This is a genomic window from Acinetobacter sp. WCHA29, assembly GCF_002165335.1.
In the GTDB taxonomy this organism is placed as follows: domain Bacteria; phylum Pseudomonadota; class Gammaproteobacteria; order Pseudomonadales; family Moraxellaceae; genus Acinetobacter.
In genome coordinates, this window is sequence record NZ_NHRQ01000020.1 from 1 (window position 1) to 17,311 (window position 17,311).

12 protein-coding genes and 1 pseudogene are annotated in these 17,311 nt (G+C 39.4%); 3 read left to right on the top strand and 10 right to left on the bottom strand.

Annotated features, from left to right (window positions below):
• Positions 1–224: 224 nt before the first annotated feature.
• Entirely contained in the window at positions 225–1,457 is a 1,233-nt protein-coding gene (tyrS, locus tag CDG59_RS11840; protein ID WP_087545523.1) for a tyrosine--tRNA ligase, read from the bottom strand.
• Between the two features lie 61 nt (positions 1,458–1,518).
• Here tyrS and CDG59_RS11845 point away from each other — a divergent pair, with 61 nt between their 5' ends.
• Complete coding sequence (locus CDG59_RS11845; protein ID WP_087545524.1) at positions 1,519–2,646, top strand: anhydro-N-acetylmuramic acid kinase; 1,128 nt, start codon at positions 1,519–1,521, stop codon at positions 2,644–2,646.
• A gap of 57 nt (positions 2,647–2,703) precedes the next feature.
• On the opposite strand, the gene erpA is transcribed toward CDG59_RS11845, so the two are convergent.
• From erpA to CDG59_RS11870, 5 genes and pseudogenes are all read right to left on the bottom strand, one after another.
• The gene (gene erpA / locus CDG59_RS11850; RefSeq protein ID WP_004675453.1) at positions 2,704–3,039 is read right to left on the bottom strand and encodes an iron-sulfur cluster insertion protein ErpA; all 336 of its coding nucleotides are present in this window, start codon (positions 3,037–3,039) and stop codon (positions 2,704–2,706) included.
• A 122-nt stretch (positions 3,040–3,161) separates the two neighbouring features.
• Positions 3,162–4,166, bottom strand: coding sequence for a putative solute-binding protein (locus CDG59_RS11855; RefSeq protein ID WP_087545525.1), 1,005 nt, complete (start codon positions 4,164–4,166; stop codon positions 3,162–3,164).
• Between the two features lie 282 nt (positions 4,167–4,448).
• Positions 4,449–5,456 carry a putative solute-binding protein gene (locus CDG59_RS11860; protein ID WP_087545558.1) on the bottom strand — a complete coding sequence of 336 codons (1,008 nt, stop codon included), beginning with the start codon at positions 5,454–5,456 and terminating at the stop codon, positions 4,449–4,451.
• 215 nt (positions 5,457–5,671) lie between these two features.
• Positions 5,672–6,673 carry a putative solute-binding protein gene (locus tag CDG59_RS11865; RefSeq protein WP_087545559.1) on the bottom strand — a complete coding sequence of 334 codons (1,002 nt, stop codon included), beginning with the start codon at positions 6,671–6,673 and terminating at the stop codon, positions 5,672–5,674.
• A 163-nt stretch (positions 6,674–6,836) separates the two neighbouring features.
• Positions 6,837–7,304: pseudogene (locus CDG59_RS11870) on the bottom strand (putative solute-binding protein); the annotation flags it as partial.
• A gap of 209 nt (positions 7,305–7,513) precedes the next feature.
• Between CDG59_RS11870 and CDG59_RS11875 the strand changes: the two are divergent.
• The gene (locus CDG59_RS11875) at positions 7,514–9,442 is read left to right on the top strand and encodes an ATP-binding cassette domain-containing protein (RefSeq protein ID WP_087537337.1); all 1,929 of its coding nucleotides are present in this window, start codon (positions 7,514–7,516) and stop codon (positions 9,440–9,442) included.
• Positions 9,443–9,753: 311 nt separating this feature from the next.
• A complete protein-coding gene (locus tag CDG59_RS11880; protein ID WP_087545527.1) occupies positions 9,754–10,311 on the top strand; it encodes a VTT domain-containing protein in 558 nt (185 codons plus the stop codon).
• A gap of 113 nt (positions 10,312–10,424) precedes the next feature.
• On the opposite strand, the gene gyrB is transcribed toward CDG59_RS11880, so the two are convergent.
• From gyrB to dnaA, 4 genes are all read right to left on the bottom strand, one after another.
• Positions 10,425–12,893 (bottom strand): DNA topoisomerase (ATP-hydrolyzing) subunit B, encoded by a 2,469-nt coding sequence (gene gyrB, locus CDG59_RS11885; protein ID WP_087545528.1) that lies wholly within the window; start codon positions 12,891–12,893, stop codon positions 10,425–10,427.
• 48 nt (positions 12,894–12,941) lie between these two features.
• Positions 12,942–14,024, bottom strand: coding sequence for a DNA replication/repair protein RecF (recF, locus tag CDG59_RS11890; protein ID WP_087545529.1), 1,083 nt, complete (start codon positions 14,022–14,024; stop codon positions 12,942–12,944).
• Between the two features lie 27 nt (positions 14,025–14,051).
• The gene (gene dnaN, locus CDG59_RS11895; RefSeq protein ID WP_087545531.1) at positions 14,052–15,200 is read right to left on the bottom strand and encodes a DNA polymerase III subunit beta; all 1,149 of its coding nucleotides are present in this window, start codon (positions 15,198–15,200) and stop codon (positions 14,052–14,054) included.
• Between the two features lie 90 nt (positions 15,201–15,290).
• The gene (gene dnaA, locus CDG59_RS11900) at positions 15,291–16,694 is read right to left on the bottom strand and encodes a chromosomal replication initiator protein DnaA (RefSeq protein WP_005158907.1); all 1,404 of its coding nucleotides are present in this window, start codon (positions 16,692–16,694) and stop codon (positions 15,291–15,293) included.
• Positions 16,695–17,311 lie beyond the last annotated feature (617 nt).

Consider the following 17,311-nt stretch of genomic DNA (forward strand, 5'->3'; position numbering starts at 1 on the left):
ACCTAACTAATCTAGCCAAATCCTTGTTTCTCAACAAGTTTTTATCTGCATCACCGCCGATGGATGTGCATTCTACACCATTCCTCTCCCAACACAACCCCCTTTTTTATTATTTTCTTTTGCATGTTTCTTTTTTCTACAAAATTAGTGTTTTCGTTGTTTTTATCAGCTATTTACGTATAAAAAGCAGGCTAATGGCCTGCTCTTTATTTTTCCATTGTGATTTAATCAGTAAAAGTCACACGAGCAATCGCTTTTTTACCCGATTGGATGATTAAAGTGACATTCTCTTTTACAGAGAAGCTCATATCAACCACATTCCAGTCAACTTTAACCGCACCACGACCCACGGCATCTTTTGCAGCAGCTGCATTTGGGTTTAAACCAGCAACACGAAGAATTGTGGCAATAAATAACTCACCACCAAACTCACCACGAGAAATTGTCACTTCTGGTGTATCTTCAGGTACTTCGCCTTCGGTTACACGATTGCCTGCGCTCTTGTGTGCATTTTCAGCCGCTTCTGCATCATGGAAACGCTCCACCAGTTCAAGTGCCAAGATACGTTTGATTTCTTGTGGATTGCGACCCGCAGCCATTTCATCCAGCAAGACTTTGATTTCATCCAGTGACTTAAAGCTGAGTAAATCAAAGTAGCGTTCAATCAAGCTATCTGGCATTGACAGGATTTTTTGGTACATTGCGCCTGGGGTATCAAGTACACCAATATAGTTGCCTAAAGATTTAGACATCTTATTGACGCCATCTAAACCTTCAAGAATCGGTACAGTGATGCAGACTTGTGATTCTTGACCGTAACGACCCTGTAAAGTACGTCCCATGAGCAAGTTAAAAGTTTGGTCTGTTCCACCTAACTCAACATCTGCTTCAAGCGCAATCGAGTCATAGCCTTGTACCAATGGATATAAAAACTCATGGATTGCAATAGGTTGATGGTTGTTATAGCGCTTAGTAAAGTCATCACGTTCCAGCATACGTGAAACAGTTTGCTGGCTTGCCAGTTGGATCAGGTCAGCCGCAGATTTTTCATTAAACCATTCCGAGTTAAAACGTACTTTAGTTTTATTCGGGTCCAAGATTTTAAAAACTTGTTCTTGGTAGGTTTTTGCATTGGCAATGACCTGCTCTTGTGACAACGGCGGACGCGTTGCACTCTTACCCGTTGGGTCACCGATCATGGCCGTATAGTCACCAATCAGGAAAGTAACTTCATGACCTAAATCCTGAAAGGTTTTTAATTTATTGATCAGAACCGTATGTCCCAAGTGTAAATCAGGAGCCGTAGGGTCAAAGCCTGCTTTTACACGGAGAGGACGATTCTCTTTCAGTTTTTTCAGTAAATCTTCTTCAGAGATAATCTCGTGCGTGCCTCGTTGAATGAGAGCAAGCTGTTCTTCGGCTGGCAAGAAATTTGACATCACAAAACCTAAACACATCAGTTATTCAATTTGTGCGATATACTAACATTTTTTCAGCATCTTGCAGGATAAGTTGTATATGAGCGCGATCTATATTGGTGTAATGACAGGCACGAGCATGGATGGTGTTGATATTGTTGCAAGTTCATTTGACCCTTTAACACTACATGCCACACTGACTGTGCCTTTTGAGCCTGAATTACGCGATGAATTAATGGCTTTAACGCTTCCTGACGACAATGAAATTGATCGTATGGGTAAAGCCGATGTCGCTTTGGCACAAATGATTGGACATGGCATTAATACGCTGATTGAAAGGAACAATTTAGATCGTAATCAAATCAAGGCGATTGGTTCTCATGGGCAAACTATTCGCCATCGCCCTGAGCATGGCTTTACCTTACAAATTGGTGATCCAAATATCATCACTGAAATTACTCAACTCCCTGTCGTTTCTGATTTTCGTCGTCGTGATATGGCGGCTGGTGGACAGGGTGCTCCTTTAGTACCAGCTTTCCATCAAGCTTTGTTTCAGCATGACAGTATCCATCGTGTCATTTTGAATTTAGGCGGTATTGCCAATGTCAGTATGTTGCCTGCAAATGACCTTGACGGTGTTTATGGCTTTGATACAGGCCCTGCAAATATGTTAATGGATGCATGGTGTCATCGTCATACAGGGCATCCATACGATGAAAATGGCGACTGGGCTGCTTATGGCCATCCAATACGTTCCCTATTAGATCGATTGCACTCACACGAATACTTTTCGAAAGAACCTCCAAAAAGTACAGGTCGCGAAGACTTCAATATTGATTGGTTAGATGATCAACTGATCGATTGGCGCAATGATTTAACCTATGACGAACTCGAAGATACACCTGAAAATATTCAAGCGACCTTACTGAAACTTACCGTAAGGGCAATTCAAAAAGCAGTCTATCGTTCTAGCATGGAAACAGGCGAACTCTACGTTTGTGGCGGCGGTGCTTATAATTCTTATTTATTGGAACAATTACGTTGGCGCTTACGCAAACACAATTGGTCAGTACAAACCACGGATGCCCTTGGCTTAGCACCGACATGGGTCGAAGCGACGGCGTTTGCATGGTTAGCCATGCGTTTCGTTGAACAACTGAGTGGGAATTTACCCACTGTGACAGGCGCTTCAGGTGATCGTATATTGGGAACCATCACCGCTGTTTAAACTTAAAGCAATAAAAATGCTTCTCGAATTGAGAAGCTTTTTTATCATTAGAATCTATTAAATCGAGAAAGATGATCCGCAACCGCAAGTTGTCGTTGCATTCGGGTTTTGCACCACGAAGCGGGAACCTTCCAATCCTTCAAGATAATCAACCACTGAACCAACCAAGTATTGATAGCTCAGGGAATCAACCAGCATTTTTACATCACCATTGCTGAATTCAGCATCATCTTCATTGACACTTTCAGCAAAATTAAAGCCATAAGAGAATCCAGAACACCCTCCACCCGTGACATAAACGCGTAACATGAGATCGTTATTCCCTTCACTTTCACGTAACTGGCGAACTTTTTTGGCAGCATTATCTGACAATTCAAGAGCTTGGGCGTTCATGATGATGTTCCTCAGACTTCAATATGTCTTTAAAAAAATAAAAGACTTGATATTCAGTATAACATACTCAATATCGGGTCTGTATTTGAAGTTTAAAGTGTGTTTAAAGACTTTTTACAGGATTATTTATAGTTTTCATCCTGTAGCGCACACTCAAAGTTCTTGGCATCTTCACGACAACGGAATTGCCATAGCAATTTCATCATACGCTTGTCATAAATGCCCTTTGCAGTCAGGTTGATACGCGCTTCACGCATCAGCTTTTGGTAGCCAGGCTTGTCAGCCGCAGGAACTTCCATCCAGTATTTTTGTGGAATATCCGCTTTCATCTTGCCAAGTATGCCAAAAGCACGTGGTAACTGTGCCTTCACCCATTCCCTTGATTTTTGACCAAAACCAGCAGGGAATTTATCAGGATGGATAATCAGGTTGCCTGTCACCTGCAAGATTGGGTAATTGACAATCGCCCCTTTAGTACCTAAACCTTTGTAAAGTTCTAATGGTTTAAACGCGGCAGCAGGTGCACCAATGATGTCAACCTGACCATTATTAAATTTAGCACCAAAATTAGTGATATCTGAACTTACAGCTTGAGCACCCACTTGTGAAGCCATAATTTTTTGTGCTTCATCATAGTCTAAAACCGCAATTTTTTTACCTGCAGCTTTTGCAACGGTATTGATATTACGGTCATTTACTAATAAATATGCATCACCAATCGGAATCACACCAGCCACTTCATATTTACCATTCACCATCGCTTTGGCAAAAGTTGGACTGGCTAACCCTTGCATCACTTTGACAGCAAGCTTAAGGTCGGTGATAGCACCAATTGCATCTAATGAGCCTGTAAATGAATTGAATTGTCGGCCTCGCATACCTGTGATACTGACGCCATCACATTTCCCTGCTTTAAAATCTTCTGCAATGACCGCTTCATTGGTTCCTACTTTCAACTCAACATCAGCACTCCAGCTTTTTGCAGCCAATTGATAGTCTTTCATCAGTGCATACACATCGCCGCTTTTACCTACGATATCAAATACACACATTGTTTGTTTTGCTTGAGCTGCAATAGAGACAGCTGCTATGCCTGTCGCAAGTAGTAAAGGCTTAAACCATTGCATATTATTTTTCCTTTGCATCTATATTGTTTTGTTGCCAAACATTTACGTATATGAAGAGCAACGTTCTATCCTAATAAGGTCTTCAAATGAATATATGTTTAAATACAGTCGTTTTTAATCTTCCTGATTAAACCATATTTTAAATCTTCTCGATTTCATTTGTTTTTATATGAGTATGATTGCGATATTTCTATATAAAGACAATGACTTAAATGACAAGCACTTAAAAACAAAAAGCCTAGAAAAATCTAGGCTTTAAGTTACTTTTATAGCATTTGATGATTATTCACCAGGTAATGCACATTCAAAGTTCGCTTTGTCTACTGAACAACGTGCTTTCTTCAATACTGACATCATACTAGCATCATAAATACCACGTTTAGTCATTTCTAAACGACCATCACGCATTAATTTTTGATATTTTAACTTGTCTTCAGGAGTTAAGTTCATTTTGTATTTTGCTGGAATTTCAGCTTCATAACGCTTGATCATTGCGAAAGCTTTTGGAAGTTGCTTCACAAAATAATCACGAGATTTTTGGCCAAAACCAGCTGGGAATTTTTCTGGGCGTAACACAAGATCCGCAGTCACTTGTAACACTGGGAAGTTAAACATCGCACCGTTAGCACCTAAGCCTTTGCTCAACTCTAATGGCTTATATGCATAAGCAGGAGCACCTACCATATCTACTTGGCCATTGTTAAATTTAGCAGCAAAGTTAGAAATATCAGAAAGTACAGCTTGTGCACCTACGCGTTGTACCATAATTTTTTGCGCGTCATCATAACCCAATACTGCGAATTTTTTACCCGCTGCTTTTTCAATTGAGTTAATGCTCTTATCACGCACGAAAATATAAGCCGCACCTAATGGAGCAATACCACCAACTTCGTATTTATTACCACCAAGGTTAGTTACCATTTTTGCTGCATTACGTTGATCTAGAACATAAGTAATCGCACGTTGAGCGATTTCATTACTTGGCGCACCACCTAAAGAGTCAATAGAACCCGCAAACTTGTTATATGGACGAGCACGCATTGCTGTCATTGCTACAGCAGCACATTTACCCGCTTTAAAGTTATTATCAGCGACTTGTTCATCTGTGATTGCAAGAAGGTTTACATCAGCGCCCCAGCCTTTTGCTGCAAGTGCCCAGTCCTGCATCATTTTGTATGATTCACCTGACTTTCCTAATAAGTCGAATACACACACATCAATTGCTGCTTGAGTAGAAGCAGATACACCTAAGATCGAAGTTGCTGCAATAGCTAACGCAATTTTTTTCATATTTTTCATCCTTCCACAAACTTTATGTTTGTCTCCTTGTTCGAAGCAAATATTAATCATGTTTTTCAAAAAAAAATAGAGCTTGTGCTCTATTTTTATGTCAATAATGTTTACTTTTTGTCCTGTTTTATCTCATTCACTTATTTTCATAAACATATTTGTGATAAGTGATGACTTTCGTTAATCAATTTATAAATTCAGGAACAAACCTATAACTATTCGGCACTCAAAGAACATTCAAAGTTAGTGCGTTCAACCGTACAACGTGCTCGTTTGAGGACGTTCATCATGCTGGCATCGTAGACCCCTTGTCTGGTCAAGTTCATTCGTCCATCACGCAACATTTTTTGATAGCGAATTTTATCTTCACTAGACAATGTAATTCTTTTCGCATTCATACCCGCTTCTAAACGCTTTACCATTGCGAAGTTACTTGGCAATTTGTTCACGAACCATTGTCGAGATTGGGTACCAAAACCACTTGGGAATTGCCCAGGGCGAATAATTAAATCCCCCGTGATGTTCACAACTGGAAAATTAAATAATGCACCATTTGCTAAACCTTTATTAATCTCTAAAGGTTTATATGCATATGCTGGTGCAGCAATTACATCAACCTGACCACTGTTAAACTTCTTCACAAAATCTGAAATATCAGAGGGCACAGCAACAAGATTTATGCTTTCAACAATCGTTTTTTGCGCTTGATCATAATGTAAATACGCAAATTTTTTGCCTTTGGCCTTTTCAATCGTATCTATATTTTTATCACGTACGAAAGTATAGGCTAAGCCAACTTGAATAATACCAACAACTTCGTATTTCTCACCATTAGTTGTTGCAGTTAGACGGTGTTGGTTACGCTTATCAAGCACATAAGTAATTGCTTTCTGTGCAATCGCATTGCTAGTCACCGCGCCTATAGCATCAACAGATCCTGCAAATTTATTATATTTACGAGCACGCATAGAGGTCATATAAACCCCGTCACATTTGCCCGCATCAAAATCTTTTTCTGCTTTCTCTTCGTCTTGATAAGGGATCAGCTCAACATCAGCTTGCCATGTTTTTGAAGCAAGCTTCCACTCCTCGACAAGCTTAAAAGATTCACCCGCTTTTCCTAATAAATCAAATACACAAATTTCTTGTTTTGCCTGTACAGGAGTAGTCATGACAAATAGAGTCGCAGCACTCAATGCCCAAAGTCCTTTTTTCATTTTGTTTTCCCTTGTTTGCTGTTTTTGCATATTTTTCCACCACCGAGAGACGAATATAGTCAGATCTTAACTAAAAGCCTAGTCCTTTTATTTACATACATCGGGTTTTACTGATTTTTAATAGCACTCATCACATTTTACTCATTGATGAAATATCTATGTATAGTTCCAGTGGCTTATAGACATAAGCAGGTACCGCCATAATGTCGGCCTCACCACTGTTAAACTTTTAGGCAATATCCGAAATATCCGAAAGGACTGCCTGTCCACCCAGACTTTTTACAACAATCTTTTGTGCTTCATCATAGGCGAGAACAGCAAATTTTTTACCTTTGATCTGCTCAATCGTATCCATTTTTTTATCTTTAACGAAAATATAAGCCAGACCAATTTGTGATATACCGACAACTTCGTAGACCTGATTACCTATACTACTGATCAGACGACGTTGATTACGCTTATCTAAGGCAAAACTAATGGCTTTTTGTGCAATTGCATAACTCGGTACAGCACCAATCGCATCGACAGATTTTCCCAACAAGTCAAAAACACAAATTTTAGTATCTGCATTGACCTGCATACTTCCCCCCAACATCAGCATTGCCCCCACGGCAAGAATTGCTTTGTTCATCCCTAATCCTGTCACTATACTTTTAATCTTGTTGCTTATTTTTCACTAAAACTAAATAATAATCTGATTTGAATGACAAAAATAGAGCTTTTACTCTATTTTTATTGGTAGAATGATTTAATTCGATCAGTTTGATCTGTAATATAAAAATTTGCATTCATGGGCGATCACCTTAAAATGCAGCTATCTCTTCGCTATTTTGCATACTCATGATTCAATTTGACCAAGTTTCATTACGCCGTGGTGGGCGAGTTCTATTTCAAAAAGCATCGATGCAGCTTCATCCTGGCTGGAAAATTGGTCTTACTGGCGTGAATGGCGCAGGCAAATCAACACTATTTGCTGCTTTCTTAGGTGACTTGGTTGCAGATGAAGGGAATCTAACTCGTCCAGCGGTTTGGACTGTGGCACACATGGCTCAGGAAATTAAAGCCTTAGAAATGCCAGCAATTGATTTTGTTTTGTCTGGTGACGAAGAATATTGGGACATTCAAGAAAAATTAGCGCATCCAGATCAACTGAGTAATGATGATTTAGCCAAATTACATGGTCGATTTGATGAAATTCATGGTTATGCAGCACCTGCGAAAGCAGCCCAATTAATGGCAGGTTTAGGATTTCTTGACCATCAAATCCGTTTAAATGTCGCAAGCTTCTCTGGTGGTTGGCGGATGCGTTTAAACTTAGCACGCACCTTAATGAGTCGTTCAGACTTACTGTTATTAGATGAACCAACGAACCATTTGGACTTAGACGCCATCTTATGGCTAGAAGATTGGCTTAAAGCCTATGAAGGAACATTGGTGCTGATTTCGCATGACCGTGATTTTCTCGATGCAATTACGGATCATATTCTTCATATTGAAAATCAAGAATTAACTTTATATACAGGCAACTACTCTACCTTTGAAACGACACGTAGCGAGCGCTTAGCACAACAACAACAGGCTTTTGAAAAGCAACAAGAAACGCGCGCCCATCTGCAAAAATTTATTGATCGCTTTAAAGCCAAAGCAACTAAGGCTCGCCAAGCGCAAAGCCGTATCAAACAGTTGGAACGCATGCAACAACTTGCACCTGCTCATGTCGATACGCCATTTACCTTTAGTTTCCGTGAACCCACCAAAATGAGTTCACCCTTGCTGAGTTTAGATGCAGCGACTATTGGTTATGGCGATAAAATGATTGCTGAAAAAATTCGCCTGCAAATTACTCCAAGTTCTCGTATTGGTTTACTAGGGATGAACGGCGCGGGTAAATCAACGCTGATCAAAACTTTAGTGGGTGATTTACCATTACTTGCAGGCGAACGTAAAGCCTCAGAATTACTCAATATTGGATATTTTGCTCAGCACCAGATGGATGCTTTAGATGCTAATGCCAGTCCAATGCTACAATTGGCTCGTATTGCTGATAAAAAGATCAGTGAAGCCGCATTGCGTGCTTTTTTAGGTGGATTTGGCTTTAGTGGCGAACGTATGGATACGCCGTGTGAAAGCTTTTCAGGTGGCGAACGTGCTCGCTTAGCTTTGGCGCTGATCGTATGGCAGCGCCCAAATGTTTTAATTCTAGATGAACCGACCAACCATTTAGACTTAGATATGCGCCATGCTTTAAGTATGGCTCTACAAGATTTCGATGGTGCAGTGGTCTTAGTTTCACATGAACGTCAACTGATCGCCAGTGTCTGTGATGATCTACTTTTAGTACATGCAGGAAAATGTACGGAGTTTGAGGGTGATTTACAAGACTATGCCAAGTGGTTACGTGAAGCGCGCCAACAGCTCATTAATTCACAGAATGCAGTACAGCAACAAACAGTAGCGTCTCAAAATACAGCAGCTAAAGTTGACAAAGAAGCGCAACGTAAAGAAGCCGCTCGTCGTCGTGAAATAACTCATCCTATTCGAAAAAATATTGAGAAAGCTGAAACTCAAATTGAAAAGATTCAGCCACGCTTAGCTGCAATTGAAAATGAATTAGCAGATAGCACTCTGTATGAAGCTCATCGTAAAGATGATTTAATCAAGCTAATGAATGAACAAACTGAGCTAAAATCTAAGCTGGAACAGTACGAAGAACAACTGTTAGAGTTGATGATGGAGCTTGAAGAGTTAGAAAGTTCTTTTGAAGTTTAAAATAAATGCCTAATTCTCTTTTTGGGAATTAGGCTTTTTCTAATCATAGAAAAATAAATAACGACATTACGATTTGCTTAGAGACTAAAAAATAATAAAAATACCGATAAAAGTGTAATGATTCTGCCAATCATTTCAGATCAGGTCTAAATTGGAATTTTCTCATAAAATTGAGCTTTAGGTTCAGGCTAGATATACTCAACCTTATCATTTTAAAGTTATTACTTTTAAATGCGCATCGAGAACTAAGTTCATTTTATATTTTTGTACTTCAATTTGGTGAGTACTCGATTTTGGATCATACAAACTGAATGAATTCTTTAGATTTTATTTTTAACTTTGAACATATTCTTCCCATTTTAATTCAAGAATATGGCTTATGGATTTATGCGATCCTATTTTTGATTATCTTTTCAGAAACCGCCTTTGTGTTTATGTTCTTTTTACCAGGCGATAGTCTTTTACTCACCGTAGGCGCTTTATGTTCAGTTATTGAATTTATGCATTTGGGTTATATGATTAGCTTACTTTTTATAGCCGCAGCTTTAGGCTACATGGTGAATTATCACATTGGTCGTCATGTTGGTGACCGAATTTTTAATATTGAATCTCGATTTATAAAACAAGAATATCTAAAGAAAACTAATACATTTTTCTTAAAACATGGCGGGAAAACTATTCTATTGGCTCGTTTTATCCCATTTGCACGTTCTTTTGCGCCTTTAGCCGCTGGTTCTAGTGCTATGAATTATACCCATTTCGTAATTTATAATATCTTAGGCGCGCTATTATGGATTAGTGTGCTGGTTACTGCTGGTTATTTATTTGGACATGCACTCATTCAAGTCAGCGATTTAGTTAAAACCTAATCAACGGAATGTTCCACGTGAAACCTTCATATAAGAAAAAGGCGATGCATCAAGCATCGCCTTTTTCTTATATACGAGAGAAATAATACAAACTAAATCTCACATTAATTTAATTAAGCATCAATATCCGCATTTAGTGCATTTTCTTCGATGAAGGCACGACGTGGTTCTACATCATCACCCATCAAACAAGAGAACATACGATCTGCTTCAATTGCATCATCAATGGTCACTTGCAACATATTTCGATTTTCAGGATCCATCGTCGTTTCCCAAAGCTGCTCAGCATTCATCTCACCCAAACCTTTATAGCGTTGGATCATCATGCCACGGCGCGAGTCTTGTAAAATATGTTGCCATACTTGATGGAAATTACTTACCTGAATACGACGCTCACCTTTTTGCAGATAAGCTCCTTCTTCAAGTAACTTAAACCAGCTCTTCGAATTCTTCAATAAACGCGCATATTCAGCAGAATTTAACAGACCAGCATCGAGTAAATACGAATGCGGTAAGTTATGTACATAGATAGTGACACGTGGCCAATAATGTGCTGATTTCTCACCTTGTGCATTTTCACGTTCAAACGTTTCTAATGTAATCTCAGGACGTAAGCTTGGTTGTAACTTTTCAATTGCAACACGTAATTGCTCAGCCCATGATTCAACATAGTCACGTTCATGATTGTGATCTGTTTTAAATGCATCCAGCTCAAGTAAACCATCCAATAAACTTGCAGGATAGCGTTGAGTGAGGCGTTGTAAGCTCTTCTGTGACACCTGATAATCCGCAATCACACTCGCTAATGCTGCACCATTAATAGCTGGTGCTTCAGCGCTGACATGTAATGCAAGTTCATCAATCGCATTAGAAATTAGGTAAGTTTCAAGTGCATCATTATCTTTGATGTACTGTTCTTGCTTACCTTTCTTCAACTTATACAATGGTGGCTGTGCAATATAAATATATCCACGCTCAACCAATTCTGGCATTTGACGGAAGAAGAAGGTCAATAACAAGGTACGAATATGTGAACCATCCACGTCCGCATCGGTCATGATAATGATTTTGTGATAACGTAATTTGTCTGGATTGTATTCTTCACGTCCAATCCCACAACCTAAAGCAGTGATGAGCGTACCAACTTCTTGACTTGAAATCATCTTATCAAAGCGCGCACGTTCAACGTTCAAGATTTTACCTTTCAACGGCAAAATCGCCTGCATTTTACGGTTACGACCTTGTTTCGCACTACCGCCCGCAGAATCACCCTCGACTAAATACAATTCGGACAATGCTGGGTCTTTTTCCTGACAGTCTGCCAATTTACCTGGTAAACCAGCAATATCTAATGCGCTCTTACGACGAGTCATTTCGCGCGCTTTACGCGCTGCATCACGCGCACGCGCCGCATCAATAATCTTACCTGCAATCGATTTCGCTGCTTGTGGATTTTCCAGTAAATAAGCAGAAAACTCTTTGTTCATGGCCTGCTCTACCGCAGGTTTTACTTCACTCGAAACCAATTTTTCTTTGGTTTGTGAAGAGAATTTAGGGTCAGGTACTTTCACTGAAATAATTGCAGTTAAACCTTCACGTGCATCGTCACCTGTGACAGCAACTTTTTCTTTTTTCAATAAACTTTCATTTTCCATGTAGCTGTTTAAGCCACGAGTCAATGCTGCACGGAAACCTGCAAGGTGTGTACCACCATCTTTTTGCGGAATGTTATTGGTAAAGCAACGTACATTTTCCTGATAACTATCATTCCACTGCAACGCAACTTCAACCCCAATACCATTGTCAGCAGCAACGGTAAAATGAAAAATATCATTCAAATGGTGTTTACCTTCGTTAATATATTTAACGAATTCAGATAAACCTCCTTCATAGTCATAAACATGCTCAAGATTGACACGCTCATCACGTAAAACGATTCGAACACCTGCATTCAAGAAAGATAGCTCTCGTAAACGACGTGCCAAAATATCGACACTAAAAATGGTTTGGCTAAACGTTAGCTCACTTGGCCAAAAACGAACCGTTGTACCCGATTTATCTGTTTCACCAATCACACGTAATGGATATTGTGAATCACCATGCTGATATTCTTGCTCGTGAATCTGTCCAGCACGATAAATTGTAAGTTGTAATTTTTTTGATAAAGCATTTACAACTGAAACGCCTACACCGTGTAAACCGCCTGACACCTTATAGCTATTATCATCAAACTTACCACCCGCATGCAGAATGGTCAAAATCACTTCTGCCGCAGATATCCCCTCTTCTGGGTGAATATCTGTTGGAATACCACGACCATTATCGGATACGCTGACCGACTCATCCTCATGGATCGTGACTAAAATTTCATCACAATGTCCTGCTAAAGCTTCATCGATGGCATTATCCACCACCTCAAACACCATATGGTGTAAACCTGTACCGTCATCAGTGTCACCGATATACATACCAGGACGTTTACGAACCGCGTCTAATCCACGTAAAACTTTGATACTAGAGGAATCATAAGCCTTTTCATTTGTTTGTTCTGTTTGAGAGACTGATTGAGACTCTGAACTCATGGTTACTCCCTAGTAAATATTAATCTATCCAAAAATGAGGAAATAAAATTATGGTGCAGCAAGACTGACTTGACCGTGAACAACATGGAACAATTGAAAAGAAATCGACAAATCCTGTAAGTGTTTTAATACCGACGCATGGTCTAAGGTGGTCATAAAAACTTGACTTCCTAACTGACTCAATCGCTCAATTAACCGTTGTTGTGCGGTCTCATCTAACTCTGCTGTCAGATCATCTAATAATACCACAGTTTCCTTATTACTCGCATGCAGCATTGCAATTTGTGACAGTTTTAATGCCATGATTAACAACTTTTTTTGCCCACGAGAGAGTACATCATCCGCATTGCCAAAAGGTGTTTTTAACCGTAAATCAGCACGATGCGGACCATACTCAGTATAACGCCGATCCAGATCTTTTTGATGCTGCTGAACCAAGTCTTGCAATAGACCTTGCTCAGTATGAAAACCAGGATTGTATTCCAGTTCTATCTCAAGATTAGGTAGCAGTATTTTTAAATCTTCATGGAAAAATTGGTTCCATTGCTCAACAATACTGACCCGCTGTGAATGCAACATTTCACCATAATCACTGAGCATTTTATTCCAAGGCTCTAAATCAGCCAAAGTCAGATTACGCCGTGTTTTGAGTAAACTATTCCGTTGTTTGAGTGCGCGAGAATAATACTGCCATGCAAAATAGAATTCAGGTTCCACGTGGAACATTAACCAGTCTAATAACTGTCGTCTTGGCTTTGCGCCATGATCAATAATATCGGTACTTTGTGGATCGATATGCTGTAAAGGTAATAATTTTGCCAGTTGACCTTGAGTCGCAATGGTATCGCCATTGACCTTAATCACGTGTTCGCCCGAAGCCAGCTTCTGCATGCCAATACGTTCAGTGGCAGATTGCGCAAAAACAATCGCATCGCCGGCTTCATATTGAATGTAATGTTTTGGAATATGGGTGCGAAATGAACGCCCTGTTGCCAGTAAATGAATAGCCTCTAGAACTGACGTTTTTCCAGAACCATTTGCGCCGTAAAAAATATTAAACGGTTGCAACTCATGGAGTGCAACCGTTTTTAAATTACGTACACGTTCGATATTTAAACGCGTGATTTGCATGCTTTAAAACTCAAACATCAATCTTCATTAAACTCGCATTGGCATCACGACATAAGTTTGATCAGGATGCGCTGGATCTTGAATAAGCACCGACTGATTGGCTTCACTCATGCTCATTTTCACGTCATCACCATCCAGCACACCAAGTACTTCAAGGATATATTGCGCATTAAATGACATTTCTAAAGGTGAATCTTGATATTGAATTGCAATATCTTCAACCGCCTCATCTTGTTCTGGGTTATTGGCACGCAACTGCAATGAATCTTGATTAAAATTCAAGAAAACACCACGAAGTTTTTCATTACTTAAAATAGCAACACGTTGTAAAGATTGCTTAAAGACATCATGAGCAATAAAGACATGCTTGTCACCATTTTTAGGAATCACACGGCGATAATCAGGGAACTTTCCATCAATTAGTTTAGTGGTGAAACGCACGGTAATATCGCCCTGCTCTTTATCACGGCTTGGCGTATTGATGGTGACATTCAACAATTCACGTCCAATCAACACAGTCAACTGTTCGTCTTCAATACTCAGTAAACGTTGTAACTCTCCAACCGCTTTACGAGGTACGATCGCTTGAATCGGTGCCGATGCAGTTGATGAAGCAACAACTTCACACAAAGCTAAACGATGACCATCTGTTGTTACTGTACGCAATTGATTTTGATCAATTTCCAACAAAGTACCAGTTAAGTAAAAACGTACATCTTGAACCGCCATCGCAAAGGCTGTTTTTTCAAATAAACGTTTTAATTCACGCTGAGTGACTTGAACCTGAGTACCTTGACTATTGTCAGTCGTGAGTAATGGATAATCTTCTGCTGGAAGGGTACCTAATACGAAACGGCTATTGCCTGATTTTAAAATACAGCGTTGGTCTTCTGTTATTTGCAAATCAATCAAGGCTGCTGTCGGAAGGGATTTACAGATTTCAACGAGTTTACGTGCAGGAACGGTTGTTTCACCTACCTCTAAACAAGCACCTTCAGATAAAGTTGTGCTTGCGACTAATTCAACTTCTAAATCAGAACCCGTAATCGTTAAGGCCTGTTGAGTGGTTTGAATTTTGACATTTGAAAGAATATTCAAGGTATGGCGACGCTCAACAGCCCCCACCACATGTGATAAAACATTGACTAAACTTTCTTTAGCGATTTTCAAACGCACGATTTTATTCCTCTTACAACAGAAGCTGATATGAATGTTAGCAGTGTACTATGCTGCACTTAAAAGTAGTTTGCAACTCTGAAAAATAGATTAACTTTGTAACAGACGAAGTAAGTTTTTATAATCTTCATTAAAAATTGGATCTTGTTCGCGCAAGCTGACCACTTTTTCGCAGGCATGCATCACGGTACTATGATCACGGCCACCAAATGCCATTCCAATCTCAGGAAAACTATCCCCTGTCAGCTCTCGGGCTAGCCCCATCGCTAATTGGCGTGGACGTGCATAAATACGGGTGCGCTTAGGTCCAATTAATTCTTTTAATGGGATACGGAAATATTCACTGACGACGCGCTGAATATTTTCCACACTAATGGTGCGTGCACGAATCGCTAAAACATCTTTTAATGACTCACGCACCACATCCAAATCAATCGCAGTGCCTTTAAAACGTGAGATAGCCACCACCTTATTGAGGGCACCTTCAAGTTCACGAACGTTTGCGACCACTTGTTGTGCAATGAATAAAGCACAATTTCGTGGCAAATCTACCCCACTATTTTCAGCTTTTTTTAGCAAAATTTCGATACGTGTTTCAATATCTGGTGGCTCAACACCAACAGATAATCCCCAAGAGAATCGAGAAACCAAACGCGGATCCAATTCCGTGAGTTCTTTTGGATAACGGTCTGAGGTTAAAATAATTTGTTTAGATTCATCCAGTAAAGCATTGAATGTATAAAAGAATTCAACAAGGCTTGCTTCTTTACCAGCAAGCAAATGAATATCATCAACCAACAATAAATCTAAAGAACGACAATTTTTCTTAAACTCTTCAACCTTACCTTTCTGCAATGAACTGACAAAGTCTTGTACAAAACTTTCCGAGGTCATATACATGACACGTGCATTCGGTTTGGCTTGTAAAAGTGCATTCCCTACGGCTTGCATCAAGTGTGTTTTACCCAAACCTGTTGGACCATATAAAAATAAAGGATTGTGCTGAGATGCGCCTAATTGGGTTAATACCTTACGGCAAGTCTCAGCAGCCATTTGGTTAGAACGACCTTCAACAAATAAAGAGAATGTAAATAATGGGTTGAGTTGTCTTTTCTTTGGTATTTTCGCGACACTTTGACTTGGTTGCACCAAATCAGTTTCTTTCTTAGCTTTAATAGGAACGATTGGAGTGGTTGAAGTGTTACCTAAAGCCGCGGTCGTGGTTGCAGGTTGCTCATGAGAAGACAAAATAGTACCTGGACGCGAATCAACCAAGATTTCAACCTGACGTACTCGACCTTCCGATAATTGCTCAGCAAGAATTGAAATTAACTCTAAATGGTTGTCTTGAATATAACGTGTCCAATATGGATTAGGTGCATATAAACGCATCACACCGTCAACTTCTTCAGCAACCAAAGGACGAATCCACATCGCAAAGACGTTGTCAGAGAGCTCTTGTCGCAAGCGAGTTAAGCAGTCTGTCCAGAGCATGTGCATCCCCTAATATCCATTTTAAATTCAAAAATAAAGAAACCACCAATCCCATCTTTCGAAGGGGTCGCCATTCTAACCAAGTTATCCACATCTGTCAGGCAAATTTATGAGACTTTTGCCGAAAAAGAAAGCATTTGATTATAAATTTAAATTTAAAACCACTTGTGCATAACTTTTTGCACAAGCTGTGGATAGTTTTAGTGCTAAAGTTATCCACAATTTATAAAATTAATAAAAACATAGTTATCCACAAAGTAAATCCTTGTTTAACCGTATAAAAACATCAATTTCCACAGAAAAAATGCATCCTAATAAGAATAAATTTAAATTTTAAAATTTGAATTTACTTATAAGATTGGGTTGGGTTGTGGATAACTAAGCATATCGAAATTTAAATTCAAAATCCAAGAATTAAATTTAAATCATGAGACGGGTTGTTGATAAGCCTGTCTGTAAGCTGTGAATATAGTTGAATATTGATATAATATAAAGGGATAGCTTGTGTATATTTTTTGTTTTCCATCATGTGAGATATTTGCTAGGTGTTTTATTGCTCCAAAACAGAACAAACAAAATGTAAAGTTTTTGATTTTCCATTGACAGCGTAAACATTG